The 17,358-nt window shown below is 69.2% G+C and carries 18 protein-coding genes and 1 pseudogene; 14 read left to right on the forward strand and 5 right to left on the reverse strand.

Annotated features, from left to right (window positions below):
• Positions 1–2: 2 nt before the first annotated feature.
• On the reverse strand, positions 3–974 hold the full coding sequence (locus VKV26_21545) for a DMT family transporter (protein ID HLZ72499.1): 972 nt from the start codon (positions 972–974) through the stop codon (positions 3–5).
• 307 nt (positions 975–1,281) lie between these two features.
• Here VKV26_21545 and VKV26_21550 point away from each other — a divergent pair, with 307 nt between their 5' ends.
• The gene (locus tag VKV26_21550) at positions 1,282–1,422 is read left to right on the forward strand and encodes a hypothetical protein (GenBank protein ID HLZ72500.1); all 141 of its coding nucleotides are present in this window, start codon (positions 1,282–1,284) and stop codon (positions 1,420–1,422) included.
• A gap of 38 nt (positions 1,423–1,460) precedes the next feature.
• Here the strand turns inward: VKV26_21550 and VKV26_21555 are convergent, their stop codons facing one another.
• Positions 1,461–1,994: a DinB family protein gene (locus tag VKV26_21555; protein ID HLZ72501.1), complete on the reverse strand. Its 534-nt coding sequence runs from the start codon at positions 1,992–1,994 to the stop codon at positions 1,461–1,463.
• A 217-nt stretch (positions 1,995–2,211) separates the two neighbouring features.
• Between VKV26_21555 and VKV26_21560 the strand changes: the two genes are divergently transcribed.
• Together VKV26_21560 and VKV26_21565 are read left to right on the forward strand one after the other, a co-directional pair.
• Positions 2,212–3,399 (forward strand): acyl-CoA dehydrogenase family protein, encoded by a 1,188-nt coding sequence (locus tag VKV26_21560; protein ID HLZ72502.1) that lies wholly within the window; start codon positions 2,212–2,214, stop codon positions 3,397–3,399.
• Between the two features lie 123 nt (positions 3,400–3,522).
• The gene (locus VKV26_21565) at positions 3,523–3,786 is read left to right on the forward strand and encodes a DUF3303 family protein (GenBank protein HLZ72503.1); all 264 of its coding nucleotides are present in this window, start codon (positions 3,523–3,525) and stop codon (positions 3,784–3,786) included.
• 46 nt (positions 3,787–3,832) lie between these two features.
• Here the strand turns inward: VKV26_21565 and VKV26_21570 are convergent, their stop codons facing one another.
• Positions 3,833–4,789: a hypothetical protein gene (locus VKV26_21570; protein HLZ72504.1), complete on the reverse strand. Its 957-nt coding sequence runs from the start codon at positions 4,787–4,789 to the stop codon at positions 3,833–3,835.
• A 67-nt stretch (positions 4,790–4,856) separates the two neighbouring features.
• On the opposite strand from VKV26_21570, the gene VKV26_21575 reads away from it, so the two are divergent.
• The 10 genes and pseudogenes from VKV26_21575 to VKV26_21620 all read left to right on the forward strand — a co-directional run bounded on the left by VKV26_21575 (position 4,857) and on the right by VKV26_21620 (position 13,038).
• Entirely contained in the window at positions 4,857–5,096 is a 240-nt protein-coding gene (locus VKV26_21575; GenBank protein HLZ72505.1) for a hypothetical protein, read from the forward strand.
• A 127-nt stretch (positions 5,097–5,223) separates the two neighbouring features.
• Positions 5,224–5,748 (forward strand): DUF3090 family protein, encoded by a 525-nt coding sequence (locus tag VKV26_21580; protein ID HLZ72506.1) that lies wholly within the window; start codon positions 5,224–5,226, stop codon positions 5,746–5,748.
• A gap of 39 nt (positions 5,749–5,787) precedes the next feature.
• Positions 5,788–6,585 (forward strand): alpha/beta hydrolase, encoded by a 798-nt coding sequence (locus tag VKV26_21585; GenBank protein ID HLZ72507.1) that lies wholly within the window; start codon positions 5,788–5,790, stop codon positions 6,583–6,585.
• A gap of 36 nt (positions 6,586–6,621) precedes the next feature.
• Positions 6,622–7,143, forward strand: a pseudogene (locus VKV26_21590) (NAD(P)-binding domain-containing protein).
• Positions 7,129–7,560, forward strand: coding sequence for an NAD(P)-dependent oxidoreductase (locus VKV26_21595; protein HLZ72508.1), 432 nt, complete (start codon positions 7,129–7,131; stop codon positions 7,558–7,560). The pseudogene VKV26_21590 and the gene VKV26_21595 overlap by 15 nt, the downstream one beginning before the upstream one ends.
• Before the next feature lie 368 nt (positions 7,561–7,928).
• Positions 7,929–8,654, forward strand: coding sequence for a sugar transferase (locus VKV26_21600; GenBank protein ID HLZ72509.1), 726 nt, complete (start codon positions 7,929–7,931; stop codon positions 8,652–8,654).
• Positions 8,655–8,784: 130 nt separating this feature from the next.
• On the forward strand, positions 8,785–9,618 hold the full coding sequence (locus VKV26_21605; GenBank protein ID HLZ72510.1) for an ABC transporter permease: 834 nt from the start codon (positions 8,785–8,787) through the stop codon (positions 9,616–9,618).
• Positions 9,608–10,918, forward strand: a complete 1,311-nt coding sequence (locus tag VKV26_21610) for a polysaccharide ABC transporter ATP-binding protein (protein ID HLZ72511.1) — start codon at positions 9,608–9,610, stop codon at positions 10,916–10,918. Before VKV26_21605 ends, VKV26_21610 begins: the two co-directional genes overlap by 11 nt.
• Before the next feature lie 64 nt (positions 10,919–10,982).
• Entirely contained in the window at positions 10,983–12,263 is a 1,281-nt protein-coding gene (locus VKV26_21615; protein HLZ72512.1) for a glycosyltransferase family 1 protein, read from the forward strand.
• 85 nt (positions 12,264–12,348) lie between these two features.
• Entirely contained in the window at positions 12,349–13,038 is a 690-nt protein-coding gene (locus tag VKV26_21620; protein ID HLZ72513.1) for a DUF1698 domain-containing protein, read from the forward strand.
• A gap of 105 nt (positions 13,039–13,143) precedes the next feature.
• On the opposite strand, the gene VKV26_21625 is transcribed toward VKV26_21620, so the two are convergent.
• Both VKV26_21625 and VKV26_21630 read right to left on the reverse strand, forming a co-directional pair.
• Positions 13,144–14,967: a hypothetical protein gene (locus VKV26_21625; GenBank protein ID HLZ72514.1), complete on the reverse strand. Its 1,824-nt coding sequence runs from the start codon at positions 14,965–14,967 to the stop codon at positions 13,144–13,146.
• A 126-nt stretch (positions 14,968–15,093) separates the two neighbouring features.
• Positions 15,094–16,245: a hypothetical protein gene (locus VKV26_21630; protein ID HLZ72515.1), complete on the reverse strand. Its 1,152-nt coding sequence runs from the start codon at positions 16,243–16,245 to the stop codon at positions 15,094–15,096.
• A gap of 219 nt (positions 16,246–16,464) precedes the next feature.
• Between VKV26_21630 and VKV26_21635 the strand changes: the two genes are divergently transcribed.
• A complete protein-coding gene (locus tag VKV26_21635) occupies positions 16,465–17,355 on the forward strand; it encodes a hypothetical protein (protein ID HLZ72516.1) in 891 nt (296 codons plus the stop codon).
• The last annotated feature ends 3 nt before the right edge of the window (positions 17,356–17,358 follow it).

Below are 17,358 nucleotides of genomic sequence, written 5' to 3' on the forward strand. Positions count from 1 at the left end.
GCTCAGCCGATCACCAGCCACAGCCCGCCCAGCGCCAGCGCCGTGCCAGCCATCGTCAGCCGCGTCAGCGACTCGCGCAGGTAGATCGCGGCCAGCGGCAGCGCGAACAGCGGCGAGAGCGAGTTGAGCAGGGCGCTGCGCCCCGCCCCCGCCTCTTTGAGCGCGTAGACGTAGAGCAGGGAGCCGAGGCCGCTGCCCACCAGCCCCGCCGCGCCGAGCAGGGCGAGGTCTTGCCGGCGGTAGCTGCGCGGCCGCAGCAGGCCGCGGTTCCAGGCCACGCCGCCGATCAGCAGCAGCGCTACGGGCACACGCACGCTGTTGACCACCAGCAGGCTCGCGTCGGCGGTGAGCGTCTGCAGCCAGACGGTGGAGAGCGCCCAGGCGACCGCGGCGATCAGCACGAGCGCCAGCCCCGCGGCCGAGACACCCTGTTGCCGGCGCTGCGCGAGCTGCACGGGCGCCGCGGCGCCCGATACCGTGTGCGTGCACAGCGGCTCAACCTCGGCTACCTCGGGCACGGCCGCGGCTCCGCCGGGGCGCGCCACGATCAACACGATGCCGCCCAGCACCAGCGCCGTGCCCATCGCCGTGCGCAGCGAAACCGTCTCGCTCAGCAGCGCCCAGGCGAGCGCCAGCGTGAGCACGGGATACGACGTCACGCTGATCGGTGAGGCGCGGCTGACGCCGATCGCCTGCATGCCGTAGATGTAGAGCGTATCGCCGAAGCCCAGCGACAGGATCGCGCTTGCGCCCAGGGCCAGCGCGGTTGCGGGGCTGAGCCGCAGCAGATCGCCGGTCTGGCCCGTGGCCAGCAGCAGCACGACGTAGAAGATCACGCCGAAGACGAGGCGCAGGGCGCTGACCGCGATCGCCGGCATCCGCCGCGAGACGCCCGCCATTGCCAGGCTGGAGAAGGCCCACAGCGCGGCGCTGGCGATAGCGGCCAGCTCGCCGGCGAGTTCGCCGGAGGGCATCGCTGGACTCCACCCACGCGGGAACGCCCCGTGGGCGGCGCGCGGTCGATCTCGGTGCGGGAAGCAAGGCCTGCCCCAGTAACGTGTACCGTGCCCGGCAGCCTGAGGCAACCGGCAACGTTGCCGGCGTTCGCGTCGACCGGGCGGCTCTGGGAAACTACGGTTGCAAAGGGCGCCGGCGCCGGTCTCGCTTCAAGGGAGGGGCGCCATGCGGCACTGATACACACTGATAGACAGGGGAGGTGAACCCCATGGAAGAGACTCGATCCTGAGCCGCGCGCCGCGTAATCCCAACACGGGCGGCGTGGTGCCGCAGCCTCCCCCGCGCGGCCAGCAGAACGGCCTGCCGGAGGGGATCCTCTGCACCAACGGCGCCTACGGCATGAACGTGCCGATGGGCGCGCCGAGCCCGGTGTACGGCGACCCCTTCGCCTGCTTCAGCCACTGACCGCGCGGCGGCAGCCGCAACCCACGGCGGGGCTCCGCTCAGGCGCGGCCGTGCTTGCGCAGTTGATCGTCGCGCTGCGCGGCCACGGCTTCGTAGGTGCGGTCGAAGATCTGCGCCACCGGCCAGCCGTTGAGGCCCGCGTAGGTGTCGATCTGCGAGCGGTGATGGATGTCGTGCTCGACCATCATCAGCAGCGCCCGCCAGCCGGCGATCGTGGCGCTGGGCGTGTCGATCAGCTCGATGCGCCGCTCCAGCCACTCGTTCGGCGTGCCGGAAAGCCGCTCGCAGAACTGCTCGCAGGAGTGCTCCAGCGCGGGCACCCAGCTCGCCTGGCCGTGCAGGTCCTCGGGCCAGCGCACGGCGGTCCAGCCCTCGTTCAGATAGGCGTGGGCGAAGTAGAGGCGCGAGCCGCACATGTGCGCCACGAGCTGGCGGATGTCCCAGGCGTTTTCGCCTTCACCGGCGGGCGGCCGCCAGCTCGCGGCCGCGGCCGGCAAGGTGCCGACATCGCGCATGGCGCGGCGGTTCACGGCCCGGAAGTAGCGCAGAAACGTCTCGACGTCGGTGAGCATAGGACTTCTCCTCCGGCGTAGGCGCCGTGCGGGTTTTCAATTGGTGGCGCAAATGATGCAGGCAGGATAGCGCGTTTCTGCTTCCGAGAGCGTGCGGCCGGCGCCTGGATTGGCCGGCGTGTCCGGCTCCGCCGACACGCCCCGCTTGCGAAGGGCCGCGCGATGCCGCCATGATCGGGGTTGCCGGGCGTTGTTTCGCCCGCGAGGAGGCGCCGCCGTGGAGTTTCGCGATTCAGCGCCGGATGCGGCCTTCCGCGCCGAGGTGCGCGGCTTCATCGAGGCGGAGCTGCCGGCGGCGCTGCGCCACGTCGAGCCGGAGTGGGGTTCTTTCAACACCCGCCGCGGCCGCGGACTGGAGAGCGCGCCGATGCGCGAGTGGCGGCACAAGCTCGCCGCGCGGCACTGGCTGGCGCCGCACTGGCCGCGCGCGTACGGCGGCGCCGGGCTGGACATCGGCCAGCAGTTCATCTTCAACGAGGAGATGGCGTTGCACCGCGCCCCCGGCGTCGGCGGCATCGGCGTGGGCTGGGCCGGCCCGACGATTATGCTCTACGGCACGGAGGAGCAGAAGCAGCGCTTTCTTCCCCGCATCGTCAGCGGCGACGAGACCTGGTGCCAGGGCTTCTCTGAGCCCGGCTCCGGCTCCGATCTCGCCAGCCTGCAGACGCGGGCCGTACGCGACGGTGACGACTACGTGGTGAACGGCCAGAAGATCTGGACCAGCGGCGCCCATCACTCGCAGTGGATGATCTTGCTCGCCCGCACGGACCCGGACGCGCCCAAGCACAAGGGCATCTCCTACTTCTTGCTGGAGATGAAGACGCCGGGCATCACCCTGCAGCCGCTGGTCAACATGCTCGACGACCACAGCTTCAACCAGGTCTTCTTCGACAACGTGCGCGTGCCGAAGGAGAACCTGCTGGGCGAGGAGAACCGCGGCTGGTACATCGGCGCCACGACGCTCGACTTTGAGCGCAGCAGCATCGCCGCCTCGACCTCGATGGCGCTGATCGTGCGCGATCTCGCCGACTGGGTGCGCGAGAGCCGGCGCATGCTGACGCCGGTGCAGCGCGCCGAGCTGGCCGAGCGCGCGGTGGAAGCGGAGATCGGCCGTCTGCTCTCCTACCAGGTGATCTCGCTGCAGCGCCGCGGCCTGATTCCCAACAAAGAGGCCTCGATCGCCAAGCTCTACAACGGCGAGCTGGACCAGCGCATCGCCGCCACGGGTATGCGCATCCTCGGCCTGCAGGGCAACCTGGCCGGCTCGACCTCAACGGCTGCGCCGCTGCACGGCCGCATTCCGCGCCACTACCTGGCCGCCTCGGCCACCACGATCGGCGGCGGCACCAGCGAAATCCAGCGCGGCATCATCGCCACGCGCGGCCTGGGCATGCCGCGAGGCTAGGGAATCTGGGGAATAGAGAACAGGGAACAGGGACAGGACCCCGCCGTCCCTACACCCTGCGCCCTCCCCTGTCGCCTGTTACCTGCCATCTGTAACCTGTAACCTCGGTGGGCGATGCTGTACATGGTGATCGAGCACTTTGCCGAGGGCGCGGCGGCGGGAATCTACCGCAACCTGCGTGATCACGGCCGCCGCTTGCCTGCCGGCCTCGAATATATCGAGAGCTGGGTGGACCTCGACTACTGGCGCTGTTTCCAGCTCATGCGCACCGACGACCCGGCACTCTTCGACGAGTGGACGAACGCGTGGGGCGAGGTCGGCCAGTTCGAAGTGATCCCGGTGCGCACCTCGGCCGAAGCCCAGGCGCAGATCGCCGACCAGCTCTGACCGGCCGTCCGCCCTACGCCCTCTATTTCCTGTTCCCTGTCACCTGTCACCTGTCACCTACCGTGATGATCCAGGCCGGATGGATCTCCAGCCAGCCGTGATCGCGGTCGAGCACGAAGGCGCCGGTGACCTGCACATGCTCGCCCGTGCGCGGCGGCGCCACCAGCGCCTGGTCGGCGGGGATCACCTCGACCACCAGGCCGCCGTGCTGCACGGTCACGTTGCGCTGGTTCAGGGATTCCTGGTAGCCGGCGTCGGGCCGAATGTTGACGTGGTAGTCGCCGTCGGCTTCCACGCGCACGCTGGCCACCGTGCCGCTCACGCTGCGGCAGGCGTCCATGAGTTGCAGGCGCGACGGCTTCCAGACGCCGGCGAGCACATCGCCCGTGCGGCAGCCCGCATCATCCAGCGAGCCGACCGGACCGACCGGGATGTCCGCGGTCTCCGGCTCCTGCTCGCCGGCGCTAGCATCGGCGATGCCGATCGTCAGCAGGGCGCCGTCCTGGCTGAAGGCCAGCGCCCCCTGGCCGGGCAGCAGCGAGCTGACCGCGTGGTAGCCGCGACCGGGGTCGAAGGTGAAGAGCGCGTCGGCGCCGCTCACCGGGGCGGTGCGCAGGCCGCTCGGGTTGCCGACCAGCACCCATTGACCCGGCGGCAGTTGCACGGTGACAAACGGCTGGCCGTCGGGCAACGGCACGCTGCGCGAGACGCCGAAGTAGACCCAGTAGCCCGCGCCTGCCACGGCCGGCGTGCCCGCCGGAAGCGATTCGTAGGCCGTGTCGCCTGGCTGCAGGGTGAAGATCGGGCCGTCGGCTCCGGCATAGCGCGTGCCGTCTGGTCCGCCGACCAGGTTCCAGCCGGCATGGTAGGTGACGCTGTTCACCGCGCCGGAGCTGCCGGCCGAGGTCAGCACCAGCACCGCCAGCGTGCCCAGCAGGGTAAGCGCGGGCCAGCGCGGCGCCCGGCCGGCGGTTTTCGCGAGATGGGAGGCATGAGTGAGCACGCGCCGGCTCCGGCGGGAGTTGGGGCGCCGGCGTTAGCATAGCCGAAGCAGCAGCGGGAGGCAGGCCGTGCGCTGGAACGCGGCGCGCTTCGAGTGGGAGGGCGAGGCCGAGGACGGCACGCCGATCGCCGTGGACGGCGAAGCGTTCATGCAGGCGGTGGCGGAGTATCTGCTCGCCGTCTACGGCACGGCCGAGAACGGCTACAGCGCGGCCCAGCGCGACGCGGCGAACGCGGTGCTGCACGAAGCCGGCGCCTGGCAGCTCGGCATGGCCGGCGTGCGCCCGCTTTACGAGCGCGAGCCGTGACCACGCGAGGGCGCCGCGTGGCGGTTCGCCTGTGACGCCGCGGTACCCCGGCCGCACGGTCGATTGCCCCTCACCGGGGGCCAAACGATAATGGCCCTGCGCCGCCGGCCGGCGCGCGAGGGGGCGGATGGCGGAGAGCAGCAACGACTTCGGGCTGGTGGAGGGGGTGGGCGCGGAGGCAGTCGGCCAGCCGGGCCAACGCACCTTCCGCCTCGTCGCCCGCGGCAGCGGCCGCTACGCCTCGCTCTGGATGGAGAAAGAACAGCTCAGCGCCCTGGGCACCGCCTTGCAGCAGCAGATCGTACGCCTCGGCCGGCCGGCGCTGCGCGAACGGCCGGCGCCGCTGCTGGGCGGCGGCGACGTGCCCGCCCGCGCCGATGTGGACTTCCGCTGCGGCCAGCTCGGCCTTGGCTTCGACGAGGGCCGCAGCGAGTTCGTGGTCTTCGCCTACAACGCCGAGGCCGAAGAGCCGGAGACGGCAGCCTGGAGCGGCCGCCTCTCGTTGGCGCAGGCGCGGGCGCTCAGCCGCGAGATCGACGCCGTGGTCAACGCGGGCCGGCCCAAGTGTCCACTCTGCGGCGCGGTGATGGACGAGCCGGTGCACATCTGCCCGCGGGCCAACGGTCATGCGAAGGAGCTCTCCAACGGCTGAAGCCGCGCGGCCGCGCCGGCGCGGACGGGGAACGTGCCCATGCCCGAGGTCGAGGTCAACGGCGCCACGTTTCACTACGAAGCGTCCGGCTCGGGCGAGCCGCTGCTGTTGCTGCACGGCGGCGGCGGCACGGCGCTGCTGCACTTCCGCCGTGAGATCGCCAGGCTGAGCCAGCGCTACCGCGTGATCGCCCCCGACATGCGCGGCTACGGCGCCTCCTCCCCGCCGCGGCTGTTCGAGGGCGACTTCTACGGCCAGGACGGCCGCGACGCCGCCGCGCTGCTCGAAGCGCTCGACGCGGTTCCCGCGCACCTCTGCGGCTGGAGCGACGGCTCGGTCGTGGCGCTGATCGTGGCCGCCGACCGGCCGGAACTGGTGCGTACCCTCTGCGTCTGGGGCGCGGAAGGCCGCATTCTGCCGCACGAGCGGGGGCTGTGGCGCAACGTCAGCAACTGGCAGGCGTGGCCGGAATCGACGCGCGAACGCTACGCCCGGGCGCAGGGGCCGCTCAACTGGCCGGGTCTGCTCGAGCGCATGGTGAGCGGCTACGGCCGCGTGCTCGATGCCGGCGGCATGATCGTCGCCGATCGCCTCCACCGCGTGCGCTGCCCCACGCTGATTTTGCACGGCGACGAGGACGACGTGGTGCCCGTTGCGCATGCGTATGAGCTGCACCGGCTGATCCGCGGCTCCGAGCTGCGCATTTTCCACGGCGCGGGCCACGCGTTGCATCGCGAGCACCACGTCGAGCTGATGGAAACGATCACCTCGTTCATCGCGCGGCAGCAGGACGCGGGCGCGGGCGCCGGCGAGCTGGAGAGCATTCCCGGCGGCTGAGCGCGGCGCAGAACGGGACGCGGCGCGGTCACGGCCCAACCCTGGAGACGAGGAGAAGGAGACGTTATGAGCGAGAACGGAGCGCTGCGCATCGGCTGCGTGGGGCTGGGGATCATGGGCCGGCCGATGGCGCTGAACGTGCTCAAGGCCGGCTTTGCCGTGACGGCCTGGAACCGCAGCGCCAACGCGCGCTTCGACGAGGTGATCGCTGCCGGGGCGCGGCGCGCCGGCGCGCCGCGCGAGGTGGCCGAGCACGCCGACGTCGTGATCACCAACGTGACCGACTCGCCCGATGTCGAGGCCGTGATTCTCGGCGAGCAGGGCGTGCTCCAGGGGGCGAAGCCGGGCACGATCGTGATCGACTGCAGCACGATCTCGCCGGACGTGACGCGCGCCATCGCCGCCCGCTTGCAGGAACGCGATGTGACGCTGCTCGACGCGCCGGTGAGCGGCGGCGAGCGCGGCGCGATCGAGGGCACGCTCTCGATCATGGTCGGCGGCGAGGGCTGGGCGTTGGAGAAGGTGCGGCCCGTGCTCGAAGCGATGGGCAAGCGCATTGTGCACTGCGGGCCGGCGGGCGCGGGGCAGACGGTGAAGCTCTGCAACCAGGTGGTCGTCGGCCTGCACAACCTGGCGATGAGCGAGGCGCTGGTGCTGGCGGCGAAGGCCGGCATCAGCGTGGACCGCATGCTGGAGGCGGTTTCGGCCGGCGCCGCGGGCTCGTGGGCGCTCTCCAACCTGGCGCCGCGCGTGCTCAAGCGCGACTTCGCGCCCGGCTTCAAGATCGGCCTGCAGCAGAAGGATCTGAAGCTGGCGCTGGAGGCCGGCCGCAGCGCCCGAGCGCCGCTGCCGGGCACGGCGCTGGTGCACCAGCTCTACACGGCGCTGGAGGCAGCCGGCCTCGCCGACGAGGGCAACCAGGCGCTGGTGAAGGCGCTGGAGCAGCTGGCCGGCGTTGAAGTTCGCGGCGAGTGAACGGATGAGGGAGCAGGGAACGGGGAAGGGGAATGTGTGGTGCAACGCGGCGTGCCGGCGCGGCGTGCAGAGGGCGGAAGGCGGGCGATCGGGGGCACTGTCTCGCTGGTGATAGCTGAGATTATGCTTAGCAGGCGGTATGGGCGCATTGAAGTGCCAGGGCGCGATCGAGTAGCGTGATGGCGTGGCGCTCATCCGCGCAAGGAGTACTGTGCCTCCCTGGCGTCGGCGACTCTGCCGTCGCCTTCGATCGCCGGTGCGGCGTGGCCAGCCGGCGGAACATCTGCCGGGCGGCGGAGAGATGAATTGCCGGGCACGAGCATTTCATCGTTGGATTCCGCGAACGCCGGCAGCCGGATGGGGTGACGATGCAGGATGTGCAGGTGAAGGTGAGCGCCTACGACGCCGCCGCGTTCGACAGCGTGCTGGAGCATGAAGCCGGCTCCGGTGCAGCCCCACGGCAAGCGGTGGTGCGGCGGATCCACGGCCGCCCTGGCTATGCATTCTCAAAACGCTGCTTTGACCTGGTGTTTGGCATGCTTTTGCTGGTCGGTTCGCTGCCGCTCTGGTTGCTCGCGGCCGTCTTAATCCGGCTCAGCTCGCGCGGGCCGGTGGTCTACGGGCAGATACGGATCGGCAAAGACGGTGAGCCCTTCACCTGCTACAAGTTTCGCACGATGATCGAGGGCGCCCACGAGCAGCGGCACGAGCTGCTCTGCCAGAATCAAATGGACGGCCCCGTGTTCAAGACGCCGGACGATCCCCGCGTCACACGGGTGGGGCGCTGGCTGCGCAAGGCGAGCATCGACGAACTGCCGCAGTTCATCAACGTGCTGCGCGGTGAGATGAGCATCGTGGGGCCGCGCCCGCAGTCGCCTGAAGAAGTCGAACGGTACGGGCCGCTCGATTGGGGCCGGCTGGCGGTCAAGCCGGGGATGACCTGCATCTGGCAGGTGTCCGGACGCTGCCTGGTGGGCGAGACCGCACGCATGCAGATGGACCTGGAGTACGTGCGCCGCGCCGGTTTTCTGTTCGACTGCGGCCTTGTCTTGCGCACCGTGCCCGCCGTGATCAGCGCGCGGGGCGCCTACTGATCGCTTCCGTGCTCCGGGGTGTCGCACGGCGGCGGGCGAGGCTCGCCCGCCGCCGCGGATGGGTGGTGCCTGCCTGCCGCTCCCGCTACACTACCGGGAGATGCATGCCACCCTGCAGACGGAGCGGCCGTTGCGACAGGCAACCAGGCCATACCAGGACATCGGCCCCGGCGCCTCCTGGCAGATCCTCGACCCGCGCGAACTCTGGCACTTCCGTGACCTGCTCGCCACCCTTGCCGGACGCGACGTGAAGCTGCGCTACCGGCAGACGGCGCTGGGCGTGATCTGGGATTTCATCCAGCCGGTGGTGCCGTCGTTCATCCTGGCCATCGTCTTCGGGCAGATCGCCAAAGTGCCCAGCGGCGGCGTGCCGGCCTTCGTCTTCGTCTACGCCGGGATGCTCGGTTGGAACGCCTTCAACAACACGCTGATGAAGGCGAGCAGCTCGCTGGTGGTGGATGCGGGGCTGCTGTCGAAGGTCTACTTCCCGCGCCTGGTGCTGCCGCTGTCCACGATCCTCTCCACGTTTGTGGACTTCGCGATCACCGCCCTGCTCCTGCCCGTGCTCTTCGCCGTGAACGGCATCCACCCAGGACTGGGCCTGCTGCTGCTGCCGGTCTGGTTGCTGATGCTGATCGGGCTGGCCTTCGGCCTTGGCCTGTGGATGTCGGCCTGGATGGTGACCTACCGCGACGTCAAGTACGCGTTGCCGGTGTTGCTGACTTTCTTGATGTACGCCTCGCCCATCGCCTATCCTGCCAGCGCGATTCCGCCGACGCTGCGCACGTACTTTCTGATCAATCCGCTGGCGCCGCTGATCGAGGGCATGCGCTGGTCGCTGTTCGATCGCGGCACGCTGCTCTGGGGCAACATCGCCTACGCGGGGGTGTTCATGGTCGTGGCGCTGGTACTCGGGGCGTTCATCTTCAGCAAGCTGGAGCGGAGGTTCGCGGATGTCGTCTAGCGATCTCGCCGTCTCCATCCGCGGCATCTCCAAGGCGTTTCAGATCGCCCCGAACGGCCAGGCGGCGACCACCCTGCGCGAGGCGATCGTGCAGAAGGCGCGACACCCCTTCCAGCGCACGGCAACCGATACGTTCTGGGCTTTGAAAGACGTCTCGCTCGACATACATGCGGGCGAGGTGGTCGGGCTGATCGGCCGCAACGGCGCCGGCAAGAGCACGTTGCTCAAGGTGCTGAGCCGCATCACGCGGCCGACCGCGGGCCGGGTGCGCCTCTACGGGCGGGTGGGCAGCCTGCTGGAGGCCGGCGCCGGCTTCCATTCCGAGCTGACCGGGCGCGAGAACGTCTACATGAACGGCGTGATCCTGGGCATGAAGCGCCGGGAGATCGACCGCAAGTTCGACGCGATCGTGGAGTTTGCGGGCATCGGGCCGTTCCTCGACGTGCCGGTAAAGCGCTACAGCAGCGGCATGTACGTGCGGCTGGCCTTCGCCGTGGCCGCGCACCTGCAGCCGGAGATCCTGCTGGTGGACGAGGTGCTGGCGGTTGGCGACGCCGACTTCCAGAAGAAGTGCCTGGGCACGATGCACGACGTGGCCGAGAGCGGCCGCACCGTCGTCTTCGTCTCGCACAACATGGGTGCGGTGGCCAGCCTGTGCCGGCGGGCGGTCGTGCTGCAGCGGGGACGGCACATCTTCGACGGCCCCGCCGGCGAGGCCGTGGATTACTACCTGCGCTCCGGCCAGGTGGCTACAGCCTCGCGCGAGTGGCCGGACCTGGCCGACGCGCCGGGCGACGACGTGGTGCGCCTGCGCGCGGTGCGCCTGCGCACGGTGGACGGCGATGCCGGCATGAGCATCGACGTGCGCGACGCCGTCGGCGTGGAGCTGGCGTACGACGTGCTCTGCGCCGGGACGGTGCTGGCGCCCGGCATCCAGCTCTACAACGACAGCGGCACGCTGGTCTTCGTCGCCTACGACCAGGGCGAGCCCTGGCGGCGCGGTCCGCGGGCGCCGGGACGCTACACCAGCACGGTCTGGATCCCCGGAAACTTCCTCAGCGACTGCGGCTACGCGCTGAGCGCCTGTGTGGTCACGATGAGCCCCGGCGAGCCGATCGTGCATTGCAACGAGGACAACGCCGTGGCCTTCCGCATCGTCGAGAGCCTGGACGGCACCACGGCGCGCGGCGATTACGGCGGCCGTATGCCGGGCGTGGTGCGCCCGCTGCTGACGTGGAACACGGACTGGACGCCGGCGACGAGCGCCGCGGCGCGGGTGGCGGCGGCGCAGACGGTGTAGGCTGCCTCCGGAACGACCGCTGCACTGGGGGCTGCACGCTTGGCGGTACCGGCGCGAGGGCTCGGTGAACACGCTCTACGAAGTTTCGTATCTGGGCTACAACTACGCGGATCCGAGATTCCATACCGGCATTCCTCGCGTGATCATGACCTTTCTCGACCATCTGGCGGAGCAGCCGGAAGTTGAGCCGCGCTTCGTCGCCTTTGAGGAGTACATCGCGCAGCTCGGCTTCGAGAACTACATCGACCGCTGCACGCCGTTTTCGCAGGAGCAGGTGATCAGGGCGTGGTCGCGCCGCTTTGCCCCTGAGCGTGTGTGCCGCCTGCTGACGCGGCAGTTCCCCTACCGCGACCAGTCCCGTGCCCGCGAGCCGCGCTACCGGCGGGGGCTGCGCCGTCTGTTTCGGCTGATCCAGCACGAGGCCGTGCGCGGGGCCGTGCGCGAGCCGGTCGATGTCTATCATTCGCTCTATTTCGCGCTGCCGCGGGACGAGCGCGTGCGGGCGAAGGTGCGCGTGCTTTCCGTGTATGACCTGATTCCCGTGCGCTTTCCCCAGTTCTTTCCACGCAGCTTTGACACGGACTACTTCGCCGCGATCATGAAGAGCGCCTGCCGCGAGTCCGACTGGGTGCTCTGTATCTCGGAATCGACGCGCCGCGACTTTTGCGCGTTCACGGGCAAGGATCCGCGTCAGGTCGTCGCGGTGCCGCTGGGCGCGGATCGGCGTATCTTTCACCGGGAAACCGATCCCGCCAGGCTCGCGGCGGTGCGAGCGAGGTACGCGCTGCCGCAGGGCCAGTACGCGCTGGGGCTGTTCACGATCGAGCCGCGTAAGAACGTGCAGCACCTGATCGAGACGTTCGTCGCACTCATCGAGCAGGAGCGGCTGCCGGACACGCATCTGGTGCTGGTTGGCGCGAAGGGCTGGGACGTCGAGCACATCTACCGTGGGATCGCCGCGAAGCCGGCCTATCGCGATCGCGTGCGCTTCACCGGGCGGATACCCGACGCCGACCTGGCGGCGGTGTACTCGGGCGCGTCGTTCTTCGTCTACCCCTCGCTGTACGAGGGCTTCGGCCTGCCGCCGCTGGAGGCGATGCAGTGCGGCGTGCCGGTGCTGACCTCCGACAGCAGCTCGCTGCCGGAAGTGGTGGGCAACGCGGGGCTGATGGTCGATCCGACAGATGGTCCGGCGCTGGCGCAGGCGATGCTGACGCTCTTCCGCGATGCCGAGCTGCGCTGCCGGCTAAGCGCCGCGGGCCTGGTGCGGGCGCAGCAGTTCTCCTGGAGCCGCCACGCCGCGGGCACGGTCGACGTCTATCGGCAGGCGCTGGCCGCATGCTAGCGTAGGTGCCGGCGAGCACGGTGCGGGCACCGAATCGCGGTTCCCCACCGGACCCCGCCTGGGCGACCCGGTTCGGCGCAGGACAATGCTGAGCGACGAGCAGATTCAGGCTGTGCAGCGGATCCGCTGGTATCACCGCATCGAGCTCGGCGACGGTGTTGTGACGCCGGGAGTGGACGACTCGGTTGCAACCTTCGGTCGCATTCGTATGCCGGATGACCTCACCGGCAAGAGCGTGCTGGATATCGGCGCCTGGGACGGCTTTTATTCGTTCGAGGCAGAGCGGCGCGGCGCACGACGCGTGCTGGCCACCGATTCCTACTGCTGGAGTGGTCCGGGCTGGGGTTCGCAGGATGGCTTCAACCTCGCCCGAAAAATCCTGCACTCACGGGTAGAGGATCAAGAGATCGATGTGATGGAACTGGCGCCGGAGCGGATCGGCGTCTTCGACGTCGTGCTCCTGCTCGGCGTGCTGTATCACATGCGCTATCCGATGCTGGCGCTAGACCGGGTCGCCAGCGTGACGGGCGAGTTGCTGATCGTCTCGACGCAGGTGGACATGATCGACGTGCCGCGGCCGGCGCTCGCCTTCTATCCGGGGATGGAGTTGGAGCAGGATCCGACCAACTGGTTCGCGCCGAATCCGGCGGCGATGGAGGGCATGCTGCGCGCGGTAGGTTTCCAGCGCGTGGAGATGGTCTCGCCGCCCGACCTGGTCGAAGCCACCCCGGAGCAGGTGGTCTCGCGCGCGGCGGCCTTCCATGCGTGGAAGTAGGCGCCCGTGCGGACCTGCACGATTGGCGTGCGAGGATGAGCCATCTGCTTCCCAGCGCAGCGCAGTGGCGGCAGGCAGGGGAAACGGCGCCGAGGCGGCGCCCACTCAATTGCCCGCCGGTTTCCGCCCCAGCACGGCAGAAGCGCCGGATTGGTAGAGCACCGCGAAGTCGGATCGGAGTTGCGGCGGCAGCAGCGCCAAGTTCTCAATGATGATGTATGGCTGCGCCAGCTCGCGCGGCCAGCGCTGGCTGCTGTCGAGACTGATTTCACCGACAACCGCGACGGAACGTGGCACGACGCGCGGATTGCCGAGCACATCGGTCTGAAGCCAGTAGGCCGTGCTGCCGTAAGCGGTCAGGAATCCCACGGAATCCGGCGGAAGATGCAGGCGCGACCAGTGCCCGGTGTCATACAGCGCCGTTGTGAACGGACGCTCGCGGTGGCGGTCGATCGCATGAATGCCGGGGGAGACGCAGAGCAGACCCAACCCCGCGGTGAGCACCGCCGGCATGATTGGCCTGCGCGAATCGATCAAGCGTGCCGCTGCACGCGCCAGCGTCTGGATTCCCACGGCTGCGAAGAGTGCGAGCGGGAACACGAGGACGAAAGGGACCTTTTCGGCGATGTACGTGGCGATGGTTCCATGATGAGCGAGTTCCTTCATCACCGCGTACAAGACCAGGACCACCGCGAGAAAGAAAAACACCACGGCGTAACTGCGTCTGCGCATGGACTCCGCGGCTCCGATGAGGGCAAGCACGAAAAATATCAGCGATCGGCTATTCAAGGCGATCGTCTGTATTCCCCCCTCAGAGGTCAACACCCCCTGGTCCTTTACTCCGTACCGAATGATGTAGGCCGCGGCAATAAGAATCAAGACCAGACCGACGGAGCCAATAAGGCTGACTCTTACTCGCCACGAGATTCGGCCATCAGAGAACACACTTAATGCGAAGATACTCGCCGGAATCAAGCCGAGAATTGGCCATGACAGCACACACGCCGCGATGCTCAGCGTCATCGGAGCCAACAGCCAGGTCTGCATATGCTGGCGGAAGAGTACCAGAAACCATACTGTATATAAGAGAAACATGATGGACGCGACGGATGAATAGAAAAAGTCATATCTGAGTACCGCATCGGTGAAGAAGTTCGCCGGGTTAACGCTATGGATCTTCCCGATCGGCAGAAGCAGCAGCCCCACCGCCAGACACGACAGCACCATGCGACTCAGTCGACCTTCTCCCGCGGGCAACAGGCGGTAGGCGAGCAGAAACGTCAGCGCGGCCTGACTGACGACGATGCCGAGTGTGACCGGACCGATGGCTCGATACCCGGGAAGGGAAAGCAGGTCCGCGTAGAACACGACCAGCAGGTGGCTGCCCGCCGGATATGTCGACATCTCTCCCAGTTGTGCCCACAAAGCTGGCCAGCGCGGCAGATGCTCCGCGCTGCGGATTGCGTTAACCAGGAGAAGGTGGTGGACTGCGTCCGGCGAGAATGACGCGGGCAACAGCGCCCGTCCGCTGAACCAGGCGAGATATCCGGCCAGCGCCAGGGCGATGAACGCCAGGCCGGCAAGCTCGACGATGTCCAGGCGCACCGCTATCAGGCGGAGCCGCAGGGCCGCGGCCCCGCTCAGCGCGACGACGATCAGAACGACGGGAACAAACGTGTGCTCGCTGAGCGGAATCCGCAAAACATCCAATGTGTAACCGCAGATCACGATCAGCGCCTGCGGCCAGAGCAAGGCCGCAACCAGCGCCTCGCCAACGGTCAGGTGTAGTCTGCCCGCGGCCGGCTGGCGATACGTCGCGAGCGGCCACCGCGCGACCTGGCGCCAGGAAGGTCTCCGCGCGGCGGCGTGCGCATCAGCCATGCCTGGATGGGTGGTTGGTCCCGCGGCGTGGGGGCTGATCTCGGCCACGTCGTGACTCATCGGCGCCTCAACGCGAAATTCTGCTCACCTCGTGTGCCCGGACCCCACTTTGGCGCTGGTCGCGCTCCTTCCACCTGATGCAGCCGTGCTTTCGCACTCTAGCGCCATCGCGGCTTAGCGTGCACGCAGCGGCGCGGCCGTGCAGGAGGGCGTGGCTCTCACGCTCAGGGCGGCGAGTGCACGCCTCGCGGTCACCGGCCAATCGAAGCACTGCGCGTACAGCGCGCGTGCCGCCGCCCCCATCTGCAGGCGGCGGCCAGGTTCACGAGCCAGGTTCAGCGCCGCCGCCGCGAATGCATCCGCGTCGGTGACGTAGGTCAGACGAACAGCGTCCGACGCCGTGCGTAAGGCGCGGTCGGTGGCACCACCCGAGGTGCCCAGGACGGTTACGCCCTGCTGCAGGGCGGCCATGACGGTCGTGCGGCGGGTGGAGACGCCGTCGGCGAAGGGCGCGAGGAAGATGTCCGTGGCGGCGATCATCCCGGCGAGCGCGTCCGCCGGCAGGAAGCCGGGCCGCAGCACGCGGATGCCGGCGTCCAGCCCGCGCAGCTCGGGCGTGTTGCCGCCGAGGTTGAGAAACAGCACCGGCCGCCCGGCGCGGGCCACGCCGTTCACGGCGTGTGCGGTGTAGCCGTACAGCCGCCACGGGCTGTCGTCGGTGCCGAAGGCCGTCATCACGATCGTCTCGGGGCCCGCGCCCAGCCGCAGCCGCTCGGTCTCGCGCGCCTGCCGGCGATCCGGCAGGTTCGATCCGACCGGCAGATGCACGGCCGGTCGCCGCGGCCAGCGTCGCGCCAGTTCGGCCACCCAGGGCTCGACCGAGGCGAAGAGCACGTCGGCCGGCAGGCGGAAGCCGACGTGCTGCACGCGCTGCCACGCCTTCTTCACCTGCCAGCGCCAGGTGTGAAAGGGCAGATGCAGCTCGTGGAACATCACGCCGATCCTGATCCGCGGCGCGGTGCGCTTCAGCCGCAGCAGCCGCGCCGGCAGCCAGGGTACGAAGCCGCTGCGGCCGTAGCGGAAGACGTCGTACTGCACGATCAGGGCGTCGTAGCCCGCCAGTTCACGCCAAACCTCGCGCGATACGGACGGCTGAAGCTCGTCGCGGTCGCCGGGGGTCTTCGTCCACGTGCCGGCGGGAGACCACCAGAAGAGGTCTGCCCATGCCAACCCATTTTCGTGGAGTGCCTGCGTGAGGCGAAGCGAGTAGTCGCGCACACCGTCGCCGGAGACGACGAAGTAGACGTCGCCTCCCAGAACCGCCACGCGAGGGATCACGCGCTCACCTCGTGCCTTGCGGCTCCTACCCAGCGGCGGGAGCCTGTGCGACTGCAGTGTGCAGTGTATTGAAGCGCGCCGGAACAGAGAAGCTTCCGCCAGCGAGCGACGCCGGCCGCCGAGTGCTCATCCTTCGCCGGTCGTGTACTATCCCGCTGGCGGACCGATGCCGCGGCCACGTCTCGATCTGACAGGTGGAGCTTCGCAATGAAGCTAGAGTTTCGCGGCCGCCAGTTGCCGCCGCTGTCCGAGTTGCGCGGCGCCGGCACGCTGCGGCGTCTCGGCAAGCGGCTGGCGGGGCGGCAGCTGCGCCGGGCGCAGCGGGAGCTGCTGTACGCGCGGCCGCAGCGGGTGGACGGCCCCGCCGGCTGCTACTGGTACCACACCATGGATCTGCCCGGCCTCGGTACGGTATGGGGCGAGTGGGACCTGCGCGGCCGCTTCGACGACTACACCGGCCACCTGGCGCTGCGCGGCAAGCGCGTGCTCGACGTGGGCACGGCGTCGGGTTTCCTGACCTTCGAGGCGGAGGCGCGTGGCGCCGAGGTCGTCAGCCTGGACATGGACCACGCGCGGCGCTGGGCCTATCTGCCCTTCGCCGGGAACCCCGCCTGGACCGACCCCGCCGGCTTCGCGCGGGAGCGGCAGCGCTGGTACCGGCAGCTGCAGCGCGGTTACTGGCTGGCGCACCGCCGCTTCCGCTCGCGGGCGCGCGTCTACTACGGCGACGTCTACTCTGTGCCGACGGGGCTGGGCATGTTCGACGTGGTGATCGTCGGCGCCCTGCTGGAGCATCTCTCGGACCCGGTGCGGGCGCTCGCGGTGCTGGCGCGGCGCAGCTCGCGCATGCTGGTGATCACCAACTACGTGCGCCCCGACGCGGAGCCGCTGGCGGCCTTCGTCGGCCGCTCCGATCAGCCCTGGCAGCAGACAACCTGGTGGTCTCTGTCGCTGCCGCTCTACCGCGAGGTGCTGGGCATGCTCGGCTTCTACATCCGTTCGGTGAGCGAGCAGACGTACCCCTGGCTGCGCGACGGCCCGCGGCAGCCGCCGGTGCAGCAGAGCATGCACACGATCGTCGCCGATCGGCCGGGCTGATCC

The sequence above is a fragment of the Dehalococcoidia bacterium genome (assembly GCA_035310145.1).
Classification (GTDB): Bacteria; Chloroflexota; Dehalococcoidia; order CAUJGQ01; family CAUJGQ01; genus CALFMN01.

Excerpts from the sequence above, each read along its gene's own strand:
- VKV26_21585 (HLZ72507.1), top strand. The coding sequence starts at position 5,788 with ATGCCCGAGGTCGAGGTCAACGGCGCCACGTTTCACTACGAAGCGTCC.
- VKV26_21635 (HLZ72516.1), top strand. The coding sequence starts at position 16,465 with ATGAAGCTAGAGTTTCGCGGCCGCCAGTTGCCGCCGCTGTCCGAGTTG.
- VKV26_21600 (HLZ72509.1), top strand. The coding sequence starts at position 7,929 with ATGCAGGATGTGCAGGTGAAGGTGAGCGCCTACGACGCCGCCGCGTTC.
- VKV26_21545 (HLZ72499.1), bottom strand. The coding sequence starts at position 974 with ATGCCCTCCGGCGAACTCGCCGGCGAGCTGGCCGCTATCGCCAGCGCC.
- VKV26_21610 (HLZ72511.1), top strand. The coding sequence starts at position 9,608 with ATGTCGTCTAGCGATCTCGCCGTCTCCATCCGCGGCATCTCCAAGGCG.
- VKV26_21595 (HLZ72508.1), top strand. The coding sequence starts at position 7,129 with ATGGGCAAGCGCATTGTGCACTGCGGGCCGGCGGGCGCGGGGCAGACG.
- VKV26_21555 (HLZ72501.1), bottom strand. The coding sequence starts at position 1,994 with ATGCTCACCGACGTCGAGACGTTTCTGCGCTACTTCCGGGCCGTGAAC.
- VKV26_21580 (HLZ72506.1), top strand. The coding sequence starts at position 5,224 with ATGGCGGAGAGCAGCAACGACTTCGGGCTGGTGGAGGGGGTGGGCGCG.
- VKV26_21620 (HLZ72513.1), top strand. The coding sequence starts at position 12,349 with ATGCTGAGCGACGAGCAGATTCAGGCTGTGCAGCGGATCCGCTGGTAT.
- VKV26_21565 (HLZ72503.1), top strand. The coding sequence starts at position 3,523 with ATGGTGATCGAGCACTTTGCCGAGGGCGCGGCGGCGGGAATCTACCGC.